This is a genomic window from Streptomyces sp. NBC_00252 (genome assembly GCF_036187565.1).
GTDB lineage: Bacteria > Actinomycetota > Actinomycetes > Streptomycetales > Streptomycetaceae > Streptomyces.
Window position 1 is genome coordinate 3,266,690 of sequence record NZ_CP108087.1, and the last position, 20,475, is coordinate 3,287,164.

Genomic DNA, 20,475 nt, shown 5'->3' on the forward strand with positions numbered 1-20,475 from the left:
GACATGAGCCTCACCGGGACTCCGTTCCTCTACACCGCAGTCGTGCTGACGATCGTCGCTCTCATACTGCCGCTCGTGCTGTGGTCGCGGATGCGCGGCCCCAAGGCCGTACGCGTGGCGGCACGGGCCCTGATGCTGCTGTTCGCCCAGGCCACGGCCGTCACCCTGGTCTTCGTCATGGTCAACAACCAGAACAACCTCTACGACAACTGGGCCGACCTCCTCGGCACCGGCAACCACGTCCAGCAGGCCGCGAACCTCGGCAGGAACGGCACCGGGGACATCTCGCTGAAGCGGCTGCCCAAGGTCAGGCAGGACTTCTCCCCCGCCGCGGGCCCCGGGATGCGCGCGGCCGGCGGGGTCGAGGTCACCCAGCTCAAGGGCCGGGTGTCCGGCGTCAACGCCGAGGTGTACGTGTGGCTGCCCCCGCAGTACAAGGAGCCCGCCTACCGGCACCACAGGTTCCCGGTCGTCGAGCTGCTGCCGGGCTTTCCCGGCTCGGCGAAGGCCTGGTTCGGGTCGCTGCACGCGAACGAGCAGCTGATGCCGCTGATGAGGAGCGGCCGGGTCGCGCCCTTCATCCTGGTCGCGCCGCGCACCAACCTGCTGGCCGGTGTCGACACCGGCTGCGCCAACATCACCGGCACGGTCAACGCCGACACCTGGCTGAGCGTCGACGTACCGAAGATGGTCATGGACAACTTCCGTGCCGAGCCCGCCCCTTCGGGCTGGGCGGTGGCCGGCTACTCGGCCGGGGCGCACTGCGCGGTCAAGCTCGCCGTCGCCCACCCGGACCGCTACCGCGCCGCCGTGGGCATGTCCGGCTACAACGACCCGATCGCGGAACGCAATTCACTCGCCGCCGCGAGCCCGGCCACGCGTGCCGCGAACAACCCCTACCTGCTGCTGAGGGCCAAGAGGACCCCGCCGCCGATCGCGCTGTACATCTCCGGTGAGTCCGGCGACGGCTACGAGGCGGGCACCGCGCTGGCGTCCGTCGCCGAGGCGCCGACGACCGTGCACGTGGTGTTCCTGCCGCGCAGCGCGGGCGGGCACACGATGGCGCTGTGGCGGCCCCAGGTGAAGGCGGTCTTCCGCTGGCTGACCCTGGAGATGGGCAAGAACCACCCGCACGCGAAGCCCCCCACGACGACTACGACTACTCCTCACGGACGGTCGACCGCCGGTTCCACGCACGCGGAGCTCGCCAGTGGAACCGCATCGCGAGCAGGCGCAGCACGAAAGCGGTGACGACCGCGAGCCCGCTGGTGAACGGGGTCACCGCGTCGTAGCGGATGCACACGGCGACCATGGTGGCGCCGACGATCGCGGGGACCGCGTACAGGTCGCGGTCCCAGCGGAGCAGGGACGGGGTCTCATTGGCCAGCACGTCCCGCAGCACACCGCCGCCGACGGCGGACCCGAGACCGAGGGCCACCGAGGAGGTCAGGCCGAGCCCGTAGTCGTAGGCCTTCACCGTGCCGGTGACACAGAAGAGGCCGAGGCCCGCCGCGTCGAAGACGTTGACGCCGGACTGGATGCGCTCCACGTGCGGATGGAGGAAGAACACGAGGAGCGCGGCGAAGAGCGGGGTGCTGAAGTACCCCAGGTCCGTGAAGGCGGCCGGGGGCACGGCCCCGATGATGAGGTCGCGGAACACCCCTCCGCCCAGCGCGGTGACCTCGGCGAGCACGGCGATGCCGAACACGTCGAAGTTCTTGCGGACGGCCAGCAGCGCGCCGGAGATGGCGAACACGAAGATGCCGACGAGGTCGAGCGTGTGCTGGACGGAGGGGCTGAACAGTTGCTGAAGCACCCCACATTGTTACTCGTGGGGATGGCGCGGCGGATCTCCCGTGGGGCTAGAGGGTGGGCTTGCCCGGTGTGTACAGCCAGGTCCGGAACAGGTCGTCGAGCTGCTGCCCGCTGATCTTCTCGGCGAGCTTGATGAACCCGGCGGTGTCGCCGTTGCCGTAGCGGTGGAGCTTGGTCCAGGCGGGGAGCAGCTTGAAGAACGCGGTGTCCCCGATGCGTTCACGGAGCATCTGGAGGGTCATCGCGCCGCGCTGGTAGACGCCCGAGGCGAACATCGTGTCCCGCTGCGGGTCCGCCACCACGGTCTGCCAGAAGGCGTCGGTGGCGGGGCGTGAGTTGTAGCCGGCCAGGAACGAGTCGTGCGCGGTGCGGGTGCCCTGGTGCTCGGCCCACAGCCACTGGGCGTAGGTCGCGAAGCCCTCGTTGAGCCAGATGTCCTTCCAGTGCGCGACCGACACGGAGTCGCCGAACCACTGGTGGGCCAGCTCGTGCACGATCGTCGTCTCGTTGCGCACGGCCGAGTAGGCGGGCTTGCTCTGCACCTCCAGCGAGAACCCGGCCTCGGGCATGTCGTCGACGATCGCGCCGGTCTCCTCGAAGGGGTACGGCCCGAACAGCTGCGACCAGTAGTCGGTGGCGGCGGCCGTCACGGCGTACACGTCGACGCTGTTGCTGTTGGCGAGGACGGGGTCGATGGCGACGTAGATCGGTATGCCGCCGGGCGTCTTACCGGTCTTGACGTCGAACTTCCCGATGGTGGCGGTCGCGAGATAGGTCGCCATCGGCTTGCTCTCGCGCCAGTGGGTGTACGTCGAGGCGCCCTTGCTGTACGTCGACACGAGCCGGCCGTTGGAGACTCCGGTGAGGCCCTTGGGGGCCTTGATGCGGATGTCGTAGGTGGCCTTGTCGGAGGGGTGGTCGCTGGACGGGAACCAGGTGGAGGCCGCGTTGGGTTCGCAGGCGACGAAGACGCCGTCGGGGGTCTTCATCCAGCCGTAGTCGGAGCCGAACACGATGGGCCCGTTGAGGGGTTCGGGGACACCGCCGTAGGTGACGGTGACCGTGAAGTCCCTGCCCTTGCGGAGGGAGTCCCTTGGCGTGATGCGCAGTTCGTCGCCTGCGCGGGTGAACTGGGCCCGTCTTCCGTTCACTTGGACCTTGGTGACCTCCAGCTTCTGGAGGTCCAGGTCGAAGGAGGAGAGGTTCTGGGTGGCGCGGGCGGTGAGGGTCGTACGGCCGTCGAGGCGGTCGGTGTCCGGGTTGTAGGCGACGTCCAGGGCGTAGTGCCGGGCGTCGAAGCCGCCGTTGCCGAGCTGGGGGAAGTAGGGGTCACCGATGCCGTCGGCGCCGGGGGTGGGGGCGGATGAGGCGGCGATGACAAGAAAAGAGGCCGCCGCGGTTGCGAGGGCCCCCAGACGTGCCGAACGGGAGAGTGCCATGAGTCGTCCCTTCGGGTGCGTTTCCGATCAGACGGACACGCCAGACTCTGCACTCTCCCGTTTTGCCATGACCATGACTTTACCAACTCGTCATGTGCTACTTGGCAGTTGACTCCTGGTCACCGGATTCGGCCTCGGGGGTCTCCGTCTTCGGGGCCTCCGATGCGGGGGTCCCTGCCTCGGAAACCGCCGCCTCGGGAGCCGCCGCCTTCGGGGCCTCCGGCTCGGGAGTCACCGTCTTCGGAAGCTCCGCCTCGGGAGCCACCGTCTTGGGGACCTCCGCCTCGGGAGCCACCGTCTTCGGAAGCTCCGCCTCGGGAGCCACCGTCTCAGGCGCCTCCGCCTCCGGAGTCTCCGCCGGCTTCTCCAGGACCGCCGCGCCCACCAGCTCCACCGCTTCCTTCGCGGCGCTCAGCAGGACGGTGTCCTGCGGGGCCTGGTCCGCGAAGTTCTCCGGGTGGTGGCAGGCGACCTGCTGGCCGGGCCGCAGCTCGACCAGCTGGGGCTCCTTCGTCCGGCAGATCTCCGTCGCCTTCCAGCAGCGCGTGTGGAAACGGCAGCCACTGGGCGGCGAGATCGGCGAGGGGACGTCGCCCTTGAGCAGGATGCGCTCGCTCTTGGCGCCCCGGCGCTTGGGGTCCGGCACCGGCACGGCCGACATCAGGGCCTTGGTGTACGGGTGCATCGGCGCCTCGTACAGCGAGGTGCGGTCCGCGAGTTCGACGATCTTGCCGAGGTACATCACCGCGATGCGGTCCGAGACGTGCCGGACCACGGAGAGGTCGTGCGCGATGATCACGTACGTCAGGCCGAGCTCCGACTGGAGGTCGTCCATGAGGTTGACGACCTGCGCCTGGATCGACACGTCGAGCGCCGAGACCGGCTCGTCCGCCACCACGAGCTTGGGCTTGAGCGCGAGCGCGCGGGCGATGCCGATGCGCTGGCGCTGGCCGCCGGAGAACTCGTGCGGGTAGCGGTTGAAGTGCTCGGGGCTCAGACCCACCAGCTCCAGGAGGCGCTGGACCTCCTTCTTCACCCCGCCCTCGGGCTCCACGTCCTGCAGCCGGAACGGCGCCGAGACGATCGAGCCGATGGTGTGCCGCGGGTTCAGGGAGCCGTACGGGTCCTGGAAGATCATCTGGATGTCCCGCCGCAGCGGACGCATCCCGGCCGAGTTCAGGGTCGTGATGTCCTGGCCCTCGAAGTGGATCGAGCCGCCCGTCGGGTCCTGGAGCCGGGTGATGACCCGCCCCATGGTCGACTTGCCGCAGCCCGACTCACCGACGACGCCCAGGGTCTCGCCTTTGCGCACCTCGAAGTCGATGCCGTCGACGGCCTTCACCGCGGCGACCTGGCGCTGCAGGATCCCCTTCTTGATGGGGAAGTGCTTCTTCAGGCCCTCGACCTTGAGCAGCACCTCGCGGTCCTCCGAGGAGGTCGCCTGCCCGGGCACGGCCGCGGTCTGTTTCTTCGTATCGCTCACAGCTTCGGCGCAATCTCTTCGGTCCAGATCCGCGTACGGTCCTCGGCCGGGAGGTGACAGGCGGACCAGTGCCCGCCGGCGACCTGCGCCAGCTCGGGACGCACGGTTCGCGTGACATCGCCCTTGGGGATGTCCGCGTACGGGCAGCGCGGGTGGAAGGCGCAGCCCGAAGGGACGTTGATGAGGCTCGGCGGCTGGCCCTTGACCGGGATGAGCCGCTCCGAGGTCTCCCGGTCGATGCGCGGCATCGAACCCAACAGGCCCCAGGTGTACGGGTGTTGCGGCTTCTCGAAGATCTCGTCGACGGGACCGCGCTCCACGCACCGGCCGCCGTACATGACCAGGACGTCGTCGGCGATCTCGGCGACGACACCGAGGTCGTGCGTGATGAGGACGACCGCGGAGCCGAACTCCTTCTGCAGATCCCGGATGAGGTCGAGGATCTGCGCCTGGACGGTGACGTCCAGGGCGGTCGTCGGCTCGTCCGCGATGAGCAGTTCGGGGTTGTTGACCAGGGCCATCGCGATCATGGCGCGCTGGCGCATACCGCCGGAGAACTCGTGCGGGTAGCCGTCGACACGCTTGGCCGGTTCGGGGATGCCGACCCGGTCGAGCATCTCGATGGCGCGCGTGCGGGCGGCCTTCTTGCTGACGTCGTGGTGGACCCGGTACGCCTCGACGATCTGGTCGCCGATCTTGTAGTACGGGTGCATCGCGGACAGCGGGTCCTGGAAGATCATGGACATCTGCTTGCCGCGGAGCTTGCGCACGTCGTCCGGCTGCGCCTCGACGAGTTCCTGGCCGTCGAGCCAGATCTCGCCGGACATCTTCACGTTCTTGCCGCGCGGGCCGAGCCGGTGCAGGCCCATGATCGCCAGCGAGGTGACGGACTTGCCGGAGCCCGACTCGCCCACGATGGAGAGGGTCTTGCCCTTCTCCAGCGTGAAGCTGAGCCCGTCGACGGACTTGACCAGGCCGTCGTCGGTCGGGAAGTGCACCTTGAGGTCGCGGACCTCCAGGAAGGCACTCGGCTTGCCCTTGCCGGTGGCGACGGGCTCGCCCACTGCGGCGTCAGTCGCAGACGAAGGATCAAGGTCGGTCACGAGAGCCTCACCCGCGGGTCGGCGGCGGCGTACAGAAGGTCCACCAGGAGATTTGCGATCACTACGAAGAACGCTGCGAGCAGGGTCACGCCGAGGATCGGGGGCAGGTCGTTGCTCTCGATCGACTGCACCGCGTACTGCCCGATGCCGTGCAGGGAGAACACCGACTCGGTGATCAGAGCGCCGCCGAGCAGCAGACCGAGGTCCATGCCGAAGACGGTGATGATCGGCGTCAGGGCGGCCCGCAGACCGTGCTTGACGACGACGTTGCGTTCCCGCAGGCCCTTGGCGCGGGCCGTACGGATGAAGTCCTCGTTCATCGTCTCCAGCATGCCCGAGCGGGTGAGCCGCGCGTAGATGGCGGAGTACAGGAGCGCGAGCGAACACCACGCCGGGAAGAGGGTGTTGGCCCACTGCGCCGGGTTCTCGGTGAACGGGACGTAGGTGCGGCCGAAGATCGGCCACTGGTAGGTGAAGAGCAGGATGGCCAGGTTGCCCGTGAAGAACATGGGCAGCGAGACACCCGCGAGCGCCACGCCCATGAAGGCGCGGTCGAAGAACGACCGCGGCTTGAGCGCGGAGATCACACCGACCGTGACACCGGACAGCAGCCAGAGCACGGCGGCGCCGGCGGCCAGCGAGATGGTGACCGGAAGGCGGGAGGTGAGCTGCGGCCAGACCTCGACGTGGTCCTTGAAGGAGTAGCCGAAGCAGGGCGCGTTGCAGTGCACCGTGGTGGGGCCGAGGTTGTAGGTGGCGCCCGCCACGATCCCCTTGATGAAGTGCCAGTACTGCAGGTAAAGCGGCTGGTCCAGACCGAGGTTGTGCTTCACGGCGGCGATGTCCGCCGCCGACGGGCTCTTCCCGATGTACTGCTGGGCCAGTTGGTCCGCGGTCTGGCCGGCGAGCCGTGGCAGCAGGAAGAAGATGCCGAAGGTGACCGCGGAGACGACCAGCAGCAGGATCACCGCTGCGACCGTCCGACGGAGAATGTACGAGATCACGGGGATCGGCGCTGGTGCCCGCGGGCCGTAAAGCCCGCGGGCACCAATGCCTTCACCTGCCTTCCGGGGCTACGACTACTTCGTGGTGCCGATGTTGAGGTAGTCGTACTGGCCGCTGAAGGCCGCCGTCGACACCAGGTTGCTGTAGTTCGCCGGACGGGCGAGCAGGACCTTGAAGTAGGTCAGCGGCACCAGGGCCGCGTCGCTCATGGTCTGCTTGTCGATCTGGGCGTACATGCTGTTGCGGGTGGTCACGTCCTCCGTGCCGATGGCCTTGGCGAGGAGGTTGTTGACCGTCTTGTTGTCGTACTGCGACAGGTTGGTGTTACCCGAGGCACCGATCGCCTCACCGTTCAGGATCTGCTGCTCGAAGCCGTAGCCGGAGGGCCAGTCGGCACCCCACTGCATCATGATCAGGCCGATGTTCTGCTGCTCGGTGAACTTCGGGACACCCGCGTAGTCGGTGAAGTACTTGCCCGACGGGTACTGCTTCAGGCTGGCGTTGATGCCGACGGCCTTCAGCGAGTTGATGATCGCGGTGGCCGCGGAGATCTCCTGCGGACGGTCGCTGCGAGCCGACAGGTTCGTCGAGATCGCCGTCTTGCCACAGGCCTTCAGGGCGTCCTTGGCCTTGGTGACGTCACCCTTGTTGCCGGTGGTGGCGTACTGGTCGTCCTTCTGGTAGCCGGTGATGTCCGGCGGCAGGACGGTGGAAGCGATCTCGCCGCGGATCGGGCCGCCCTCGGCGGTCTGCACCGAGACCTTGTCGATGGCGTACTCGACGGCCTTGCGGCACTGGATGTTGTCGAACGGCTTCACCTTGGTGTTGATCGCCATGTAGACGAGACGGCCACCGAAGGTGTTGTCCGTGCCGGCCTTCTTGTCGGCCGAGGTGAGCAGCTGCGCCTGGGTCGCGGCCTGGACACCCGTACCACCCATGTCGATCGCGTTGCCCGCGAGGACATCCTTGTCGATCGTGTCGGCGTTCACCTTGAGGTTCACGACGATCTTGTCCGGGTACTGCTTGCGCAGCGGGTCGGACGCGGCGTTCCAGTTCTTGTTGCGCACGAGGACGGCCTGCTTGCCGTCCTGGTAGCTCTGGAACTGGTACGAGCCGGAGGACACGATGTTCTTGACGTAGTCGACGCCGGTGTCCTTCGCCTGCGGCACCGGAGCCGTCTGCGGCGCCGCGACCAGGTAGTCGAACTCCTGGAAGGCCGTGTTCAGGTGGAAGACGATCGTGGTGTCGTCCGGGGTCTGGATGGACTTGAGGCCCTCGGCGCTCTTGTCCTTGTACGGACCCTTGTAGTCCTTGCCGCCGACCAGGAACTGCTGGAAGTAGTTCGGGCCGAGCGAGAGGACGTCACGCGCGAAGTTCGAACGCTCCACGGCGTACTTGACGTCCTTGGAGGTGATCGCCGAGCCGTCCTGGTACTTCAGGCCCGAACGCAGCTTGTACGTCCAGGTCTTGCCGCCGTCGCTGGAGACACCCTTGCTCACGGCGAGGTCCGGGACCAGGGTGTTCCCCTTGGAACCGGGGCCGGGCTCGAACGTCATCAGCGGACGGGCGTACAGCCGGCTGAAGTTGTACATGTACGCGTAGTACGTGTTGCCCGGGTCGAACGAGTCCGGAACGTCGGACAGTTCGTAGGTGACCGTCCCGCCCTTGTGGGTAGAGGCGTTGACGACGTCCTTGGTCGCTGCGTTGGCCCCAGCCGCCTTCGTACCGTTGTCACTCTTACTGTCATCGGCCTTGCTGCAACCTGCCATGAGCAGTGTCGCAGAGCCGATGGCCGCAACTGCGGCCAGCGCTGACCTTCGCATGATGGTCTGCTTCCTCCATTGTCGGAAACTTGGTGGACTCTCGGGTGCGGGCCCTAGCGGCTGCGGGGGTCGAGAGCGTCGCGGAGACCGTCGCCCAGCAGGTTGAACGCCAGGACGGTCACGAAGATGGCGAGGCCGGGAACGATCATGTACGCCGGGTCGACCTCGTAGTAGGTGACCGCGTCTCGCAACATGCCGCCCCAGGAAGCCTGCGGGGGCTGGATACCGACCCCGAGGAAGCTGAGGGACGCCTCGAAGAGGATGTTGGTCGGGATGAGCAGCGTCGAGTAGACGATGATCGGGCCGACCAGGTTGGGCAGCAGCTCCCGGAAGAGGATGTACGGCGCCTTGGCGCCCATCCCCCGGGAGGCGTCCACGAACTCCCGCTCGCGCAGGGCGAGGGTCTGACCGCGGACGATCCGGCCCAGGTAGGGCCAGTTGAAGAAGCCGATGACGAAGATCAGCACGCACAGGTGCAGCGGCAGACCGTTGAGGCCGAAGGCGCCGCCCTGCAGGGTCGCCGAGATGGCGATGGCGAACAGCAGCAGCGGGAAGGCGAGGAAGGTGTCCATCAGCCGGCTGATGATCGAGTCGACCCGGCCGCCGTAGTAGCCCGCGACGACACCGAGGATCGTGCCGATCACGTTCGACAGGATCGTGGCGCCGAAGGCGACGACCAGGGAGACCCAGGAGCCCTCGAGGATGCGGGTGGCCACGTCACGGCCGAACTGCGGGTCCACGCCGAGCGGGTGGTCCCAGCTCATGCCGCCCCAACCGCCCGTGGGCAGCGAGGTGTTGGCGTCGATCAGGTTCTGGTGGAAGGCGTCCGGGTCCAGGCCGAACAGCGCCTGGATGGGACGGGAGAGAGCCGCGACCAGGATCAGCAGGACGACGATGACGCCGCCGGCGACGGCGACCCTGTCCTTCTTGAAGCGGGTCCAGGCGATCTGTCCAAGGGAACGGCCCTCGATCTGCGCCTTGTCGGCGCCGGCCAGCACAGCCTCCGGCTGCGCCCCGGCTTCCGCCCCCGTGGTCTCGATCGGTGCGGTCACTGTGACCCGACCCCTCTCGCCGGTGGTTACCGGCTTACGCCTGCCGCGGATTAGCGGCTTTGTCGACTTGCAGTGGACACGGGTACCTGGACCCTGTGTCTGAGTCGCGAGTCTTCAGCGTGGCTGCGATCACCCGCCAGGTCTGACGGCGAAAGTATGCGCAACCGTGATGCTTAACTAGGGATTCCGTTATCCGAACAGTGGGTAACGCCCCCCGGACGCCGGGCACTTGGGACAGAACGGAGATCTGGCGTCTTTTGGGGCAACACACCGCCGTCTACGCGCGAAGAAATGTGCCGTAGACGTAAATCCTGCGGAGAAGCTGAGAAGAGGACTCGCGGGTTCAGTATCCACCACGGACGGGTGGGTATCCGTACCCGCCCGCCTGAGCGGGCGCCGCATGGGCCTCACGGTCGTAGAACGGGCGGGAGTTGGCCCGCAGCCACAGGGCCACCGGGTCGTACTCGTCGGACATCGCGACCGTCGACACCGGCAGCCCCTCGGGGACCGCGCCGATCGACTGCTGCATCATGCCGCGGACCGAGTCCACCGCGGGCGGGCTGGTGTCGTAGACGTCCAGACCGATCGCGAGATACGGCGCTCCGAGCGCGGGCTGCACCCAGGCGCGGCGCAGCGCCCTGACCGCCGGGGTGCGGTGGGCGTTCTGCGTGAGCAGGGCGTAGAACTGCGGGATCTCGATGCCCGGCTCCGACAGGCGCAGCGGCCCTGCCGGCTGGCGTTCCAGGCCGGTGGCGATTCTGCGGAGGTCGAGCCAGGGGATGCCGACGCCGCCGCCGGGGGCGTGCGGGTTGAGCCAGAGGCCGAAGTGGTCGGGGTACAGGGTGCGGGCCACGTCCAGGCCGTCGACCACCTCGTACGAGCGGTTCCAGCCGCTCGCGGAGAGTTCCTGGGCCGAGGTGACGCACGGGGCGTACCCGTGGCCCTCCACCTGCATGTTTCCGTACTGGGCGTCCGGGGAGCCGGACTGGCCGTGCCACAGCAGCATCCAGATCTGACCGGAGTGGGGGGTCGCGAGGGCGCGCAGGAGCGCCTCGTAGGCGTCGTAGCGCCCGGGGGTCACTTGGCGCAGCATGTGCTCGACCTGGCCGGTCGCGGTGCCGCTGGCGCTCACGTGTACCGCCCCTTCTGGTAGTTGGCCTGCGTTGGGAAACAGCTTAAGCGCCCTAGGGGTGGGGGCCTTGTGTGCGTTGGCGGGTGCGGGTGCGTCGTGGCTTGTCGCGCAGTTCCCCGCGCCCCTGGTTGGCTGCCCTTGCGGAGATTGCTAGTGACCCTGTGTATAGAAAGGACGCACTGTCTGCCTCATCCACTCCGCCACCGGGTCCTGCGTCACGTCCAGGAGGACGAGGTTCACCTGCCACTGAACCGTTACCTGGCCCAGTGCTTTTGCCAGGGCTTCCATCGGGGCCGCTCTCAAGTCGCCGTCCCAGTTGGTGAGTTCCACGCCGACGAACATCACCGGGGTGGCTGTTTCGATGGCGGCGAGGCAGCGGCGGGCCGTGGCGACGACGCCGATGGCGGCGAACTCGGCGGAGGCGGCGGCGAGGAAATCGACCGGGTCGTCCTGCCAGTCGGGTTCGAAGAGGCGGACCCGGCCGCCGCTGGTCGGGCCGTCGAGGGCGGTGCGGCCGAAGCGGCACAGCTCGGCCACCGCGAGCGGCGGGAGCGGGACGCCGACCGTGCCGCCGGGGTTCACCGCGATGCCGACCTGCGGGGGCAGCCCGCGGGCGAACTCCACGGCCGGCGCGATGGTGAACGACAGATGCGAGCCGACGACCTGACGGAACTGCTCCTCGGAGCTGAAGACCGGGACGTAGGCCTGCCCCTCGATGTCGAGTGTGGGCAGGTCCAGGGGACCGCTCTGCGGGCCGCCGCCGCTGGGGAGCGGGACCCAGACGAAGCTGCGGCCGAGCACCTCGACGATCCGGCCGCCTGCCGAGGGCAGACCGAGGGAGACCGAGAGCACCTCCTCCAGCTCGTTGCCCGGCCATCCGCCGTGCGGATGCGGGTGGGGGTACGCCTGTCCGGGGAAGTCCGCCGGGAAGTCCATCTACCTACCGCCTGCTGGTGAAACCGCCTGCTGTAACCCTGCTGTGGCGAAAAGGCTAGCGGCTCAGTCCGCGAAGTCGATCCGGCGCAGCACGTCCGCCGCGTCCCGGTCCAGGAGGACCGCCGAGCCCACGCCGTGCGGGAGTTCGCCGCGCTCCACCGCGCGCAACAGGCGCGCGGCGGCCCGCCGGTGACGCAGGAACGCGTACCGCGAGACTCCGCGCCCCCGCTCGCGCTGCCCGTCGAGCGCCATGTCCGGGGTGACGTCGAGGAAGACCAGGTGCAGGGTGCCGCCCCGGCGTCCGGCGGCGCGGGCGAGCCAGCCGCGCACCCAGGTCTGCGTGCCGCAGTCGTGCACGACGGCTCCGGACGCGGAGCGCAGCGCGCGGTGCAGTCCGGCGTAGTGGGCGAGGCGGACCAACGGGCGGTACACCGCGTACGGAAGGAAGCCGGCCGTGCGGGTGTCCCAGCGGTCGCGGGTGTCCTGGCTGTCGACGCGGACCCCGTCGGCCGTCACCGCGCGCCGCATCAGCGTGGACTTGCCGCTGCCGGGCAGGCCAGTGACCACGACCAGGTCGCGGGGGCCGAAGCGGAGTCCGTGCGGGCTGTGCCCGGCGCGCTCGCGGAGGTCGCGGACGACCGGTGCCGGGCGGGCCCGGCATGCCTCCCCGGCCGGGGCGGAGGGCTGCTTGGGCAGTGCTACGGCCGAGGTCGTGGCGTACACCGTGGTCCTTGTCACCGTGATCGTCCTCCCTGCGGGGTCAGGAAAGGTTCTCCCCACCAAACGTAAAGAGAAGGTAATGCACGGTGTCTCGCGGTTCGGTGCGCGTCCGGCCACAGGCCTGTTACAAAGCCTGTGCGATGATGTGCCCGCCTAACTGCATACCGGCCGCTTGAATCCGCGCGGGAGAGTCCCCAGGCATCTGTTGCTGGGGCGCCGAAGGAGCAAGTCCCTCCCTTGAATCTCTCAGGCCCCGTTACCGCGCGGGCGAGGCACATCTGAAAAGCGGACCGCCGGTCACGGTGGTCCCACCCAAGGTGCAACCCGTGACCCGAGGGGTCATGGCGAACCTCTCAGGTCCCGATGACAGATGGGGAGGAACGACCTCGCCGTCATGCCTTGGGAGACCGACCGATGAGCAGTACCGCCACCCCTGAGAAGCGCCGCACCGCGCTCGACGCGCTGCACCGCTCGCTCGGTGCGACGATGACCGACTTCGCCGGCTGGGACATGCCGCTGCGCTACGGCTCGGAGCGCGACGAGCACCTCGCCGTCCGCACGAAGGCCGGCCTCTTCGACCTCTCCCACATGGGCGAGATCACCGTCACCGGACCCGAGGCCGCCCAGCTCCTCAACCACGCCCTCGTCGGCAACATCGCCTCGGTGGGCCTCGGCCGCGCCCGCTACACCATGATCTGCCGGGCCGACGGCGGCATCCTGGACGACCTGATCGTCTACCGGCTCGCCGAAACCGAGTACATGGTGGTCGCCAACGCCTCCAACGCGCAGGTCGTGCTGGACGCGCTCACCGAGCGGAGCGACGGCTTCGACGCGGTCGTACGCGACGACCGTGACGCCTACGCACTGCTCGCCGTGCAGGGCCCCGAGTCCCCCGGCATCCTCAAGTCGCTCACCGACGCAGACCTCGACGGCCTGAAGTACTACGCCGGTCTGCCCGGCACGGTCGCGGGCGTCCCCGCGCTGATCGCCCGCACCGGCTACACCGGCGAGGACGGCTTCGAGCTGTTCGTCTCCCCCGCCGACGCCGAGAAGCTGTGGCTCGCGCTGACGGAGGCCGGAGCCCGGGCCGGGCTGATCCCGTGCGGCCTGTCCTGCCGCGACACCCTGCGCCTGGAGGCCGGGATGCCGCTGTACGGCCACGAGCTGTCGACCTCCCTCACGCCGTTCGACGCCGGGCTCGGCCGGGTCGTGAAGTTCGAGAAGGACGGCGACTTCGTCGGGCGCGGCGCCCTGGAGGCCGCCGCCGAGCGCGCCGCCTCGCAGCCCCCGCGCGTCCTCGTCGGACTCGTCGCCGAGGGCCGCCGGGTCCCGCGCGCCGGCTACCCGGTCGTCGCCGACGGCCAGGTCATCGGCGAGGTCACCTCCGGCGCCCCTTCCCCCACCCTGGGCAAGCCGATCGCGATGGCCTACGTCGACGCGGCGCACGCGGCGCCGGGCACGGCCGGTGTCGGCGTGGACATCCGGGGCAGTCACGAGCCGTACGAGGTCGTGGCGCTGCCGTTCTACAAGCGCGAGAAGTGACAGTCGTCGTAGCGTCTCGTGTGTGACCTGGGGCGGATCGCCCCGGTTCGCCGTTGCCCCTCGCAGTCCCCCATTCACCAGCACTCCCCCGCGTACAGGAGAATTCAGGCCATGAGCAACCCCCAGCAGCTGCGCTACAGCAAGGAGCACGAGTGGCTGTCGGTCGCCGAGGACGGCGTCTCGACGGTCGGCATCACCGAGTACGCGGCCAACGCGCTCGGCGATGTCGTCTACGCCCAGCTCCCCGACGTCGGCTCCACGGTGACCGCGGGCGAGTCCTGCGGTGAGCTGGAGTCGACGAAGTCGGTGTCCGACCTGTACTCGCCCGTCGGTGGCGAGGTCACCGAGATCAACGAAGACGTCGTGAACGACCCGTCGCTGGTGAACTCGGCCCCCTTCGAGGGCGGCTGGCTGTTCAAGGTGCGCGTCACGGAGGAGCCGGGCGACCTGCTCTCCGCCGACGAGTACACCGCGTTTTCCGCCGGCTGAGGAGTCGTAGAAACATGTCCGTCCTGAACACGCCCCTGCACGAGCTCGACCCGGACATCGCCGCCGCCGTCGACGCGGAGCTGCGCCGGCAGCAGTCCACGCTGGAGATGATCGCCTCGGAGAACTTCGCTCCGGTCGCGGTCATGGAGGCGCAGGGCTCGGTCCTCACCAACAAGTACGCGGAGGGGTACCCGGGCCGTCGTTACTACGGCGGCTGCGAGCACGTCGACGTGGCCGAGCAGATCGCGATCGACCGGGTCAAGGAGCTGTTCGGCGCCGAGTACGCCAACGTGCAGCCGCACTCGGGCGCCTCCGCCAACCAGGCCGCCCTGTTCGCGCTGGCCCAGCCCGGCGACACCATCCTCGGCCTGGACCTCGCGCACGGCGGTCACCTGACCCACGGGATGCGGCTGAACTTCTCCGGCAAGCAGTTCGACGTGGTCGCCTACCACGTGGACCCGACGACCGGTCTGGTCGACATGGCCGAGCTGGAGAAGCTCGCCAAGGAGCACCGGCCGAAGGTCATCATCGCGGGCTGGTCGGCGTACCCGCGCCAGCTGGACTTCGCCGAGTTCCGCCGGATCGCGGACGAGGTCGAGGCCTTCCTGTGGGTCGACATGGCGCACTTCGCGGGCCTGGTCGCGGCGGGGCTGCACCCGAACCCCGTGCCGTACGCGGACGTCGTCACGTCCACCACCCACAAGACGCTGGGCGGCCCGCGCGGCGGGATCATCCTCGCCAAGCAGTCCTTCGCGAAGAAGCTCAACTCCTCGGTCTTCCCCGGCTTCCAGGGCGGTCCGCTGGAGCACGTGATCGCGGCGAAGGCGGTCTCCTTCAAGGTCGCGGCCGGCGAGGAGTTCAAGGAGCGGCAGCGGCGTACCGTGGAGGGGGCGCGGCTGCTGGCCGAGCGCCTGGTGCGGGACGACGTGAAGGCCGTAGGGGTCGATGTGCTGTCCGGTGGTACGGACGTGCACCTGGTCCTGGTCGACCTGCGGAACTCCGAGCTGGACGGCCAGCAGGCCGAGGACCGGCTCCACGAGGTCGGCATCACGGTCAACCGGAACGCCGTCCCGAACGACCCGCGGCCCCCGATGGTCACCTCCGGCCTGCGCATCGGCACCCCGGCGCTGGCGACCCGCGGCTTCACGACCGAGGACTTCGCCGAGGTCGCCGATGTCATCGCGGAGACGCTGAAGCCGTCGTTCGACGTCGCGGGCCTGAAGGCCCGCGTCACCGCGCTGGCGGAGAAGTACCCGCTGTACCCCGGGCTGTAATCCGGCCCACCGGGCCGTAACCGCCCGTCGGGGACACCGGCGCACACTGGGAGGTGCGCGCCGGTGTCCCACCCCCTCGCACCACCCTGCTTGTCTGCGTTCTGAGGAGTCACCGTGGCCATCTCGGTCTTCGACCTGTTCTCGATCGGCATCGGCCCGTCCAGCTCCCACACGGTCGGCCCGATGCGGGCCGCCCGCATGTTCGCGCGCCGGCTGCGCAACGAGGAGCTGCTGGACTCCGTCGCCTCCGTCCGCACCGAGCTGTACGGCTCCCTCGGCGCGACCGGCCACGGCCACGGCACCCCGAAGGCGGTGCTGCTCGGCCTGGAGGGCGAGTCACCGCGCTCGGTGGACGTCGAGAAGGCGGACGACCGGGTCGAGCGCATCAAGGAGTCGGGCCGCCTCCGCCTCCTCGGCGAGCACGAGATCCCCTTCTCCTACGACGCCGACCTGAAGCTGCACCGCCGGAAAGCCCTGCCCTACCACGCGAACGGCATGACGCTGTGGGCCTACGACGCGGCGGGCGCCGAGCTGCTCTCCAAGACGTACTACTCGGTCGGCGGCGGGTTCGTCGTCGACGAGGAAGCGGTCGGCGCCGACCGCATCAAGCTGGACGACACGGTCCTCAAGTACCCGTTCCGCACGGGCGACGAGCTGCTCCGCCTCACCCAGGAGACCGGCCTGTCGATCTCCGCGCTGATGCTGGAGAACGAGCGCGCCTGGCGCACGGAGGAGGAGATCCGGGCCGGGCTGCTGGAGATCTGGGGCGTCATGCGGGCATGCGTCTCGCGGGGCATGTCGCGGGAGGGCATCCTGCCCGGCGGCCTCCGGGTCCGCCGCAGGGCCGCCATGTCGGCACGCCAACTCCGCGCGGAGGGCGACCCGTTGGCCCACGCAATGGAGTGGATCACCCTCTACGCGATGGCCGTGAACGAGGAGAACGCGGCGGGCGGCCGCGTGGTCACCGCCCCCACGAACGGCGCCGCCGGCATCATCCCGGCCGTCCTGCACTACTACATCAACTTCGTGCCCGGCGCCGACGAGGAGGGCGTGGTCCGCTTCATGCTCTCCGCCGGCGCCATCGGCATGCTCTTCAAGGAGAACGCCTCCATCTCCGGCGCGGAGGTCGGCTGCCAGGGCGAGGTCGGCTCCGCCTGCTCGATGGCCGCGGGTGCCCTGGCCGAGGTCCTCGGCGGCTCCCCGGAACAGGTCGAGAACGCCGCCGAGATCGGCATGGAACACAACCTCGGCCTCACCTGCGACCCCGTCGGCGGCCTCGTCCAGATCCCCTGCATCGAACGCAACGGCATGGCCGCGGTGAAGGCGGTCACCGCCGCGCGGATGGCGATGCGGGGGGACGGCTCGCACAAGGTCTCCCTCGACAAGGTCATCAAGACGATGAAGGAGACGGGGGCGGACATGAGCGTGAAGTACAAGGAGACGGCTCGGGGTGGGCTTGCCGTGAACATCATCGAGTGCTGAGGGCGTAGCAACTACTCGGTGTCCGAAGGGGAGTCGGCGTTGACCGGGTAACGATGCACGGGCGGCAGCCCGGGCAGCAGTCCGGGCCACACCGTGTCGATGACATGCGCGCTCGGCGTGAACAGCGGCTGGGGCAACGTCGGCAGATCGGCGACCTCGTGCCACTCCCACCGGTGGACCAACTCCGGTTCGGTGACGGCCGGTTCACCCGTGAAGGCGTCGACACGCACGGCACCGGTCAGCCGAGGGATGCCATGGGTGGAATCCATCAGCAGCGCCAACAACCGCGCCCCACCGGGCTCGACCCGAAGCCCCGTCTCCTCCGCCAACTCGCGTACACCCGCTTCAAGAAAGCCCTCACCGGGGTCGTTCTTGCCCCCGGGCAACTCCCACACTCCGCGCACCGACCAGCCCAGCAGGATCCGCCCGGCCGCGTCGGTCACGACGACACCCGCGCCGGTGAGGGCATGCGGAGTGGGCCGCTTCTTGCCACCGCAGGAGACAGGCACGGCGACGGGATCACGCAGAACGACGAACGCGAGCCCGTCCGCGTCGTACCGCTCGGCGCTCCCCCACCCCGCGCACAACACCCCCAACTCGGCGGCGTTAAGGGCGATGGAACGTTCGCCATCTCCCACACCCTCCACGACGGGCGTGATCACACAGACGACCCCACCCGGCCGCAACCGCTCACGAAGCCGTTTCATCACCCGGGTACGGTCACGCACGAAGGCCCAACCGAGCCGGAAGGTGATCAGGTCGTAGGCGGGCGCCAGGGCATCGAGGCCGTCCCGCTCGATGTCGAGCAAGTGGTAGGCCACCGCACCGGGTTGGGCTTCGGCGCGGGCGCGGGCGAGAGCGGCGGAGGCGAAGTCGACGGCATCGACTTCATACCCCGACTCCGCCAGATGCCTGGCGAGTTCACCCACCCCGCAACCGACGTCCAGGGCACGTCCCCCGCCTCCCGGCACCGGCGCGTGCTCGGCGAGCAGCGCCCGCTCGGTATCTCTCAACGGGCTGAAGGAGTTGCCGTCGGCGTAGTGCGCGTCCCATACGTCGGTCACGGTGTCGGTGTGCTCCCTTCGAGGCGGCGGTACAACAACTCTCTGGTCGCTCCGGTCATGCCCCTACCTCGCTCACGCCCCCATCCCTCCCCGCGCCGCACGAGGTTGACGCCACAGCAACCCGGACACGCCGAAACCGCCCCGGTGGCGCGGGGGATGTGGCCACCGGGACGGTGCATCGGGAGGGGACTCGGGTCGCGAGGGCGTCTCCAGGGGGAGCCTGTTCGGGCGGGCTCCGGTGTTAGGCAGGCGCTCCGACCGCGAGGTCCGACGCGTCGTCGGGACGCACCTCGCCGTCCTCGTCGACGTCCGGCGGGATCGTCGACAGGGCGGTGGCGTGCAGGTCCTTCGTGCGCAGCATCGTGAAGCCGATGATCGCGGCGATGAAGCCGAGGATCGCGCTGAGGGTCATCGCGCCGTGGAACGCGTTCATGAACGCGTCCTGTCCGGCGGCCAGCACCTTCTCGCGCAGCGGTCCCGCGGCCTGGGCGACGGCGTCGAGGCCACCGGCGCTGATGCCGTGCGAGGCGGTCTCCGCGGCGTCCGCGCCGAGCTGCTTCCCGGCGGCCGAGGAGGTGAAGTCCTGGGTCACGGTGTGCTGGAAGAACGCGCCGATACCGGCGATGCCGACCGCGATGCCGACCTGCTGGAAGGTCTCGTTGATGCCGGACGCGACACCGGACTTGGCCGGTTCGGTGACCCCGATGGCGAGGGCCGCGCGGGCCGGGTTGAAGGCGCCCATGCCGAGGCCCGCGATGACGAGCGCCGGGATCAGCACGGTCCAGGACGAGTCCGCTTCGGTCAGGCGCAGGCACAGGATGCCGATCGCCATGACCAGGGTCGAACCGCCCAGCAGGAACCGGAACGGCACCTTGCCGATGAGACCGCCGCCGAGCGCGCCGGCGACGAACATCGCGCCGGTCAGCGGCAGGAACCGCAGCCCCGTGCCCCACGCGTCAACGTGCAGCATGTTCTCCAGGTAGCTGGTCTCGAAGAACACCGACGGCAGCGCGCCCGCGTTGCCGATCATCGCGACGAGGGAGATGCCGACGAAGGTCGGGTTGCGGAAGAACGCCGGGTCGATCAGGGCGCGTTCACCGAGACGGCGCTCGATGGCGACGAAGACGACCAGGAAGACGACGCTCGCGGCGTAGAGGCCGAGCGTGGTGCCGCTGGTCCAGCCCTCCACCGGGCCGCGGATGGTGGCGTACACCAGAGCGGCCAGGGCGAGGCTGAACGTGGCGAGACCGGCCCAGTCCGTGGGGTGGGCCTTCTTGTTGAGGGACTCGCGGACCCGCAGCGCGCCGATGAGGATGGCGAGCACGCCGACCGGCACGTTGATGTAGAAGATCCAGCGCCACGACAGCGCGTTGATCAGCGAGCCGCCGATGAGCGGTCCGGTGGCGACGGCGAGGCCGACGGCGGCACCGAACGCGGTGAACGCGGTGGCGCGCTCCTTGCCGTGGAACTCATGGCTGAGCATGGCGGGGCCGACCGCGAACATGATGGCGGCGCCGATGCCCTGGATGGCCCGGAACCAGCTCAACTCCCCTGCTCCGTCGGCCAGTCCGCAGGCCAGCGAGGCGGCGGTGAAGATGGCGAAGCCGACCTGGAAGACCTTCTTGCGGCCGATCCGGTCGGCGAGCGAGCCCGCCGCGACGAGGAAGATCGCCAGCGTGAGGGCGTAGGCGTCGAACACCCACTGCAGGTCGGCGAAGCTGCTGCCCAGGGACTTGTGGATCTGCGGCAGCGCGATGGAGACCACGCTCAGATCGAGCATCAGCATGAACGAGCCCAACGCGACGATCCCGAGTGTCCACCACCTAGTGGGAGATGGTGCGCGTTCTGCGGACATGCGGGGACCTTCCAATCAACAGGAACTTTGGACCTTGGGATCTCTAGATGATGGAAATCTAGATGATTGGAAAGCCGCGAGTCAATGCCGCCCCGCCCGGCGCGCCGCGCGCGGTCACCCTGAGTGACGATCTCCGGGCACGACAAAGCCCGCGGCGCCGACCGGCACCGCGGGCTCGCGCGAATCCAGGGATGTCCTACGTCAACTCATGGGCACGCCAGGTCAACTCACCGGCGCGCAACGTCAGTTCACACACGCACC

17 protein-coding genes and 2 riboswitches are annotated in these 20,475 nt (G+C 69.0%); of the genes, 5 read left to right on the forward strand and 12 right to left on the reverse strand.

Translation table 11 applies throughout. From position 1 onward, the window contains the following. The first annotated feature begins 3 nt into the window (after positions 1 to 3). Complete coding sequence (locus tag OHT77_RS13880) at positions 4 to 1,251, forward strand: alpha/beta hydrolase (RefSeq protein ID WP_328828670.1); 1,248 nt, start codon at positions 4 to 6, stop codon at positions 1,249 to 1,251. Here the strand turns inward: OHT77_RS13880 and OHT77_RS13885 are convergent. From OHT77_RS13885 to OHT77_RS13930, 10 genes are all read right to left on the reverse strand, one after another. Beyond that, positions 1,160 to 1,816 carry a trimeric intracellular cation channel family protein gene (locus OHT77_RS13885; RefSeq protein ID WP_328828671.1) on the reverse strand — a complete coding sequence of 219 codons (657 nt, stop codon included), beginning with the start codon at positions 1,814 to 1,816 and terminating at the stop codon, positions 1,160 to 1,162. The genes OHT77_RS13880 and OHT77_RS13885 overlap by 92 nt on opposite strands. 46 nt (positions 1,817 to 1,862) lie before the next feature. Beyond that, positions 1,863 to 3,254: a M1 family metallopeptidase gene (locus tag OHT77_RS13890; RefSeq protein WP_328828672.1), complete on the reverse strand. Its 1,392-nt coding sequence runs from the start codon at positions 3,252 to 3,254 to the stop codon at positions 1,863 to 1,865. 97 nt (positions 3,255 to 3,351) lie between these two features. Beyond that, the gene (locus OHT77_RS13895; RefSeq protein ID WP_328828674.1) at positions 3,352 to 4,737 is read right to left on the reverse strand and encodes an ABC transporter ATP-binding protein; all 1,386 of its coding nucleotides are present in this window, start codon (positions 4,735 to 4,737) and stop codon (positions 3,352 to 3,354) included. After that, entirely contained in the window at positions 4,734 to 5,840 is a 1,107-nt protein-coding gene (locus OHT77_RS13900) for an ABC transporter ATP-binding protein (protein ID WP_328828675.1), read from the reverse strand. The genes OHT77_RS13895 and OHT77_RS13900 overlap by 4 nt, the downstream gene beginning before the upstream one ends. Beyond that, positions 5,837 to 6,844 carry an ABC transporter permease gene (locus tag OHT77_RS13905; RefSeq protein WP_266772787.1) on the reverse strand — a complete coding sequence of 336 codons (1,008 nt, stop codon included), beginning with the start codon at positions 6,842 to 6,844 and terminating at the stop codon, positions 5,837 to 5,839. The genes OHT77_RS13900 and OHT77_RS13905 overlap by 4 nt, the downstream gene beginning before the upstream one ends. A 75-nt stretch (positions 6,845 to 6,919) precedes the next feature. Next, positions 6,920 to 8,668, reverse strand: coding sequence for an ABC transporter substrate-binding protein (locus tag OHT77_RS13910; protein WP_328828676.1), 1,749 nt, complete (start codon positions 8,666 to 8,668; stop codon positions 6,920 to 6,922). A gap of 53 nt (positions 8,669 to 8,721) precedes the next feature. Next, the gene (locus OHT77_RS13915; RefSeq protein ID WP_266772784.1) at positions 8,722 to 9,720 is read right to left on the reverse strand and encodes an ABC transporter permease; all 999 of its coding nucleotides are present in this window, start codon (positions 9,718 to 9,720) and stop codon (positions 8,722 to 8,724) included. A gap of 343 nt (positions 9,721 to 10,063) precedes the next feature. Further along, positions 10,064 to 10,852 carry an enhanced serine sensitivity protein SseB C-terminal domain-containing protein gene (locus OHT77_RS13920; RefSeq protein WP_328828677.1) on the reverse strand — a complete coding sequence of 263 codons (789 nt, stop codon included), beginning with the start codon at positions 10,850 to 10,852 and terminating at the stop codon, positions 10,064 to 10,066. 150 nt (positions 10,853 to 11,002) lie between these two features. Further along, entirely contained in the window at positions 11,003 to 11,788 is a 786-nt protein-coding gene (locus OHT77_RS13925) for an enhanced serine sensitivity protein SseB (RefSeq protein ID WP_328828678.1), read from the reverse strand. A 63-nt stretch (positions 11,789 to 11,851) separates the two neighbouring features. Further along, positions 11,852 to 12,532 (reverse strand): AAA family ATPase, encoded by a 681-nt coding sequence (locus tag OHT77_RS13930; protein WP_328834236.1) that lies wholly within the window; start codon positions 12,530 to 12,532, stop codon positions 11,852 to 11,854. 149 nt (positions 12,533 to 12,681) lie between these two features. Continuing rightward, positions 12,682 to 12,780: riboswitch (glycine riboswitch) on the forward strand. Then, a riboswitch (glycine riboswitch) is annotated at positions 12,781 to 12,888 on the forward strand. Positions 12,889 to 12,922: 34 nt separating this feature from the next. Here OHT77_RS13930 and gcvT point away from each other — a divergent pair. The 4 genes from gcvT to OHT77_RS13950 all read left to right on the forward strand — a co-directional run bounded on the left by gcvT (position 12,923) and on the right by OHT77_RS13950 (position 17,295). Then, the gene (gene gcvT / locus OHT77_RS13935) at positions 12,923 to 14,050 is read left to right on the forward strand and encodes a glycine cleavage system aminomethyltransferase GcvT (RefSeq protein WP_328828679.1); all 1,128 of its coding nucleotides are present in this window, start codon (positions 12,923 to 12,925) and stop codon (positions 14,048 to 14,050) included. A 111-nt stretch (positions 14,051 to 14,161) separates the two neighbouring features. Continuing rightward, a complete protein-coding gene (gcvH, locus tag OHT77_RS13940; protein WP_266772778.1) occupies positions 14,162 to 14,539 on the forward strand; it encodes a glycine cleavage system protein GcvH in 378 nt (125 codons plus the stop codon). 14 nt (positions 14,540 to 14,553) lie between these two features. Then, complete coding sequence (glyA, locus tag OHT77_RS13945) at positions 14,554 to 15,813, forward strand: serine hydroxymethyltransferase (RefSeq protein WP_328828680.1); 1,260 nt, start codon at positions 14,554 to 14,556, stop codon at positions 15,811 to 15,813. A gap of 114 nt (positions 15,814 to 15,927) precedes the next feature. Beyond that, positions 15,928 to 17,295, forward strand: coding sequence for an L-serine ammonia-lyase (locus tag OHT77_RS13950; protein ID WP_328828681.1), 1,368 nt, complete (start codon positions 15,928 to 15,930; stop codon positions 17,293 to 17,295). Between the two features lie 11 nt (positions 17,296 to 17,306). Here OHT77_RS13950 and OHT77_RS13955 read toward each other — a convergent pair whose 3' ends face one another. Both OHT77_RS13955 and OHT77_RS13960 read right to left on the reverse strand, forming a co-directional pair. After that, the gene (locus tag OHT77_RS13955; RefSeq protein WP_328828683.1) at positions 17,307 to 18,359 is read right to left on the reverse strand and encodes a bifunctional class I SAM-dependent methyltransferase/NUDIX hydrolase; all 1,053 of its coding nucleotides are present in this window, start codon (positions 18,357 to 18,359) and stop codon (positions 17,307 to 17,309) included. A gap of 241 nt (positions 18,360 to 18,600) precedes the next feature. After that, complete coding sequence (locus tag OHT77_RS13960) at positions 18,601 to 20,214, reverse strand: MFS transporter (protein WP_266772773.1); 1,614 nt, start codon at positions 20,212 to 20,214, stop codon at positions 18,601 to 18,603. Between the last annotated feature and the right edge of the window lie 261 nt (positions 20,215 to 20,475).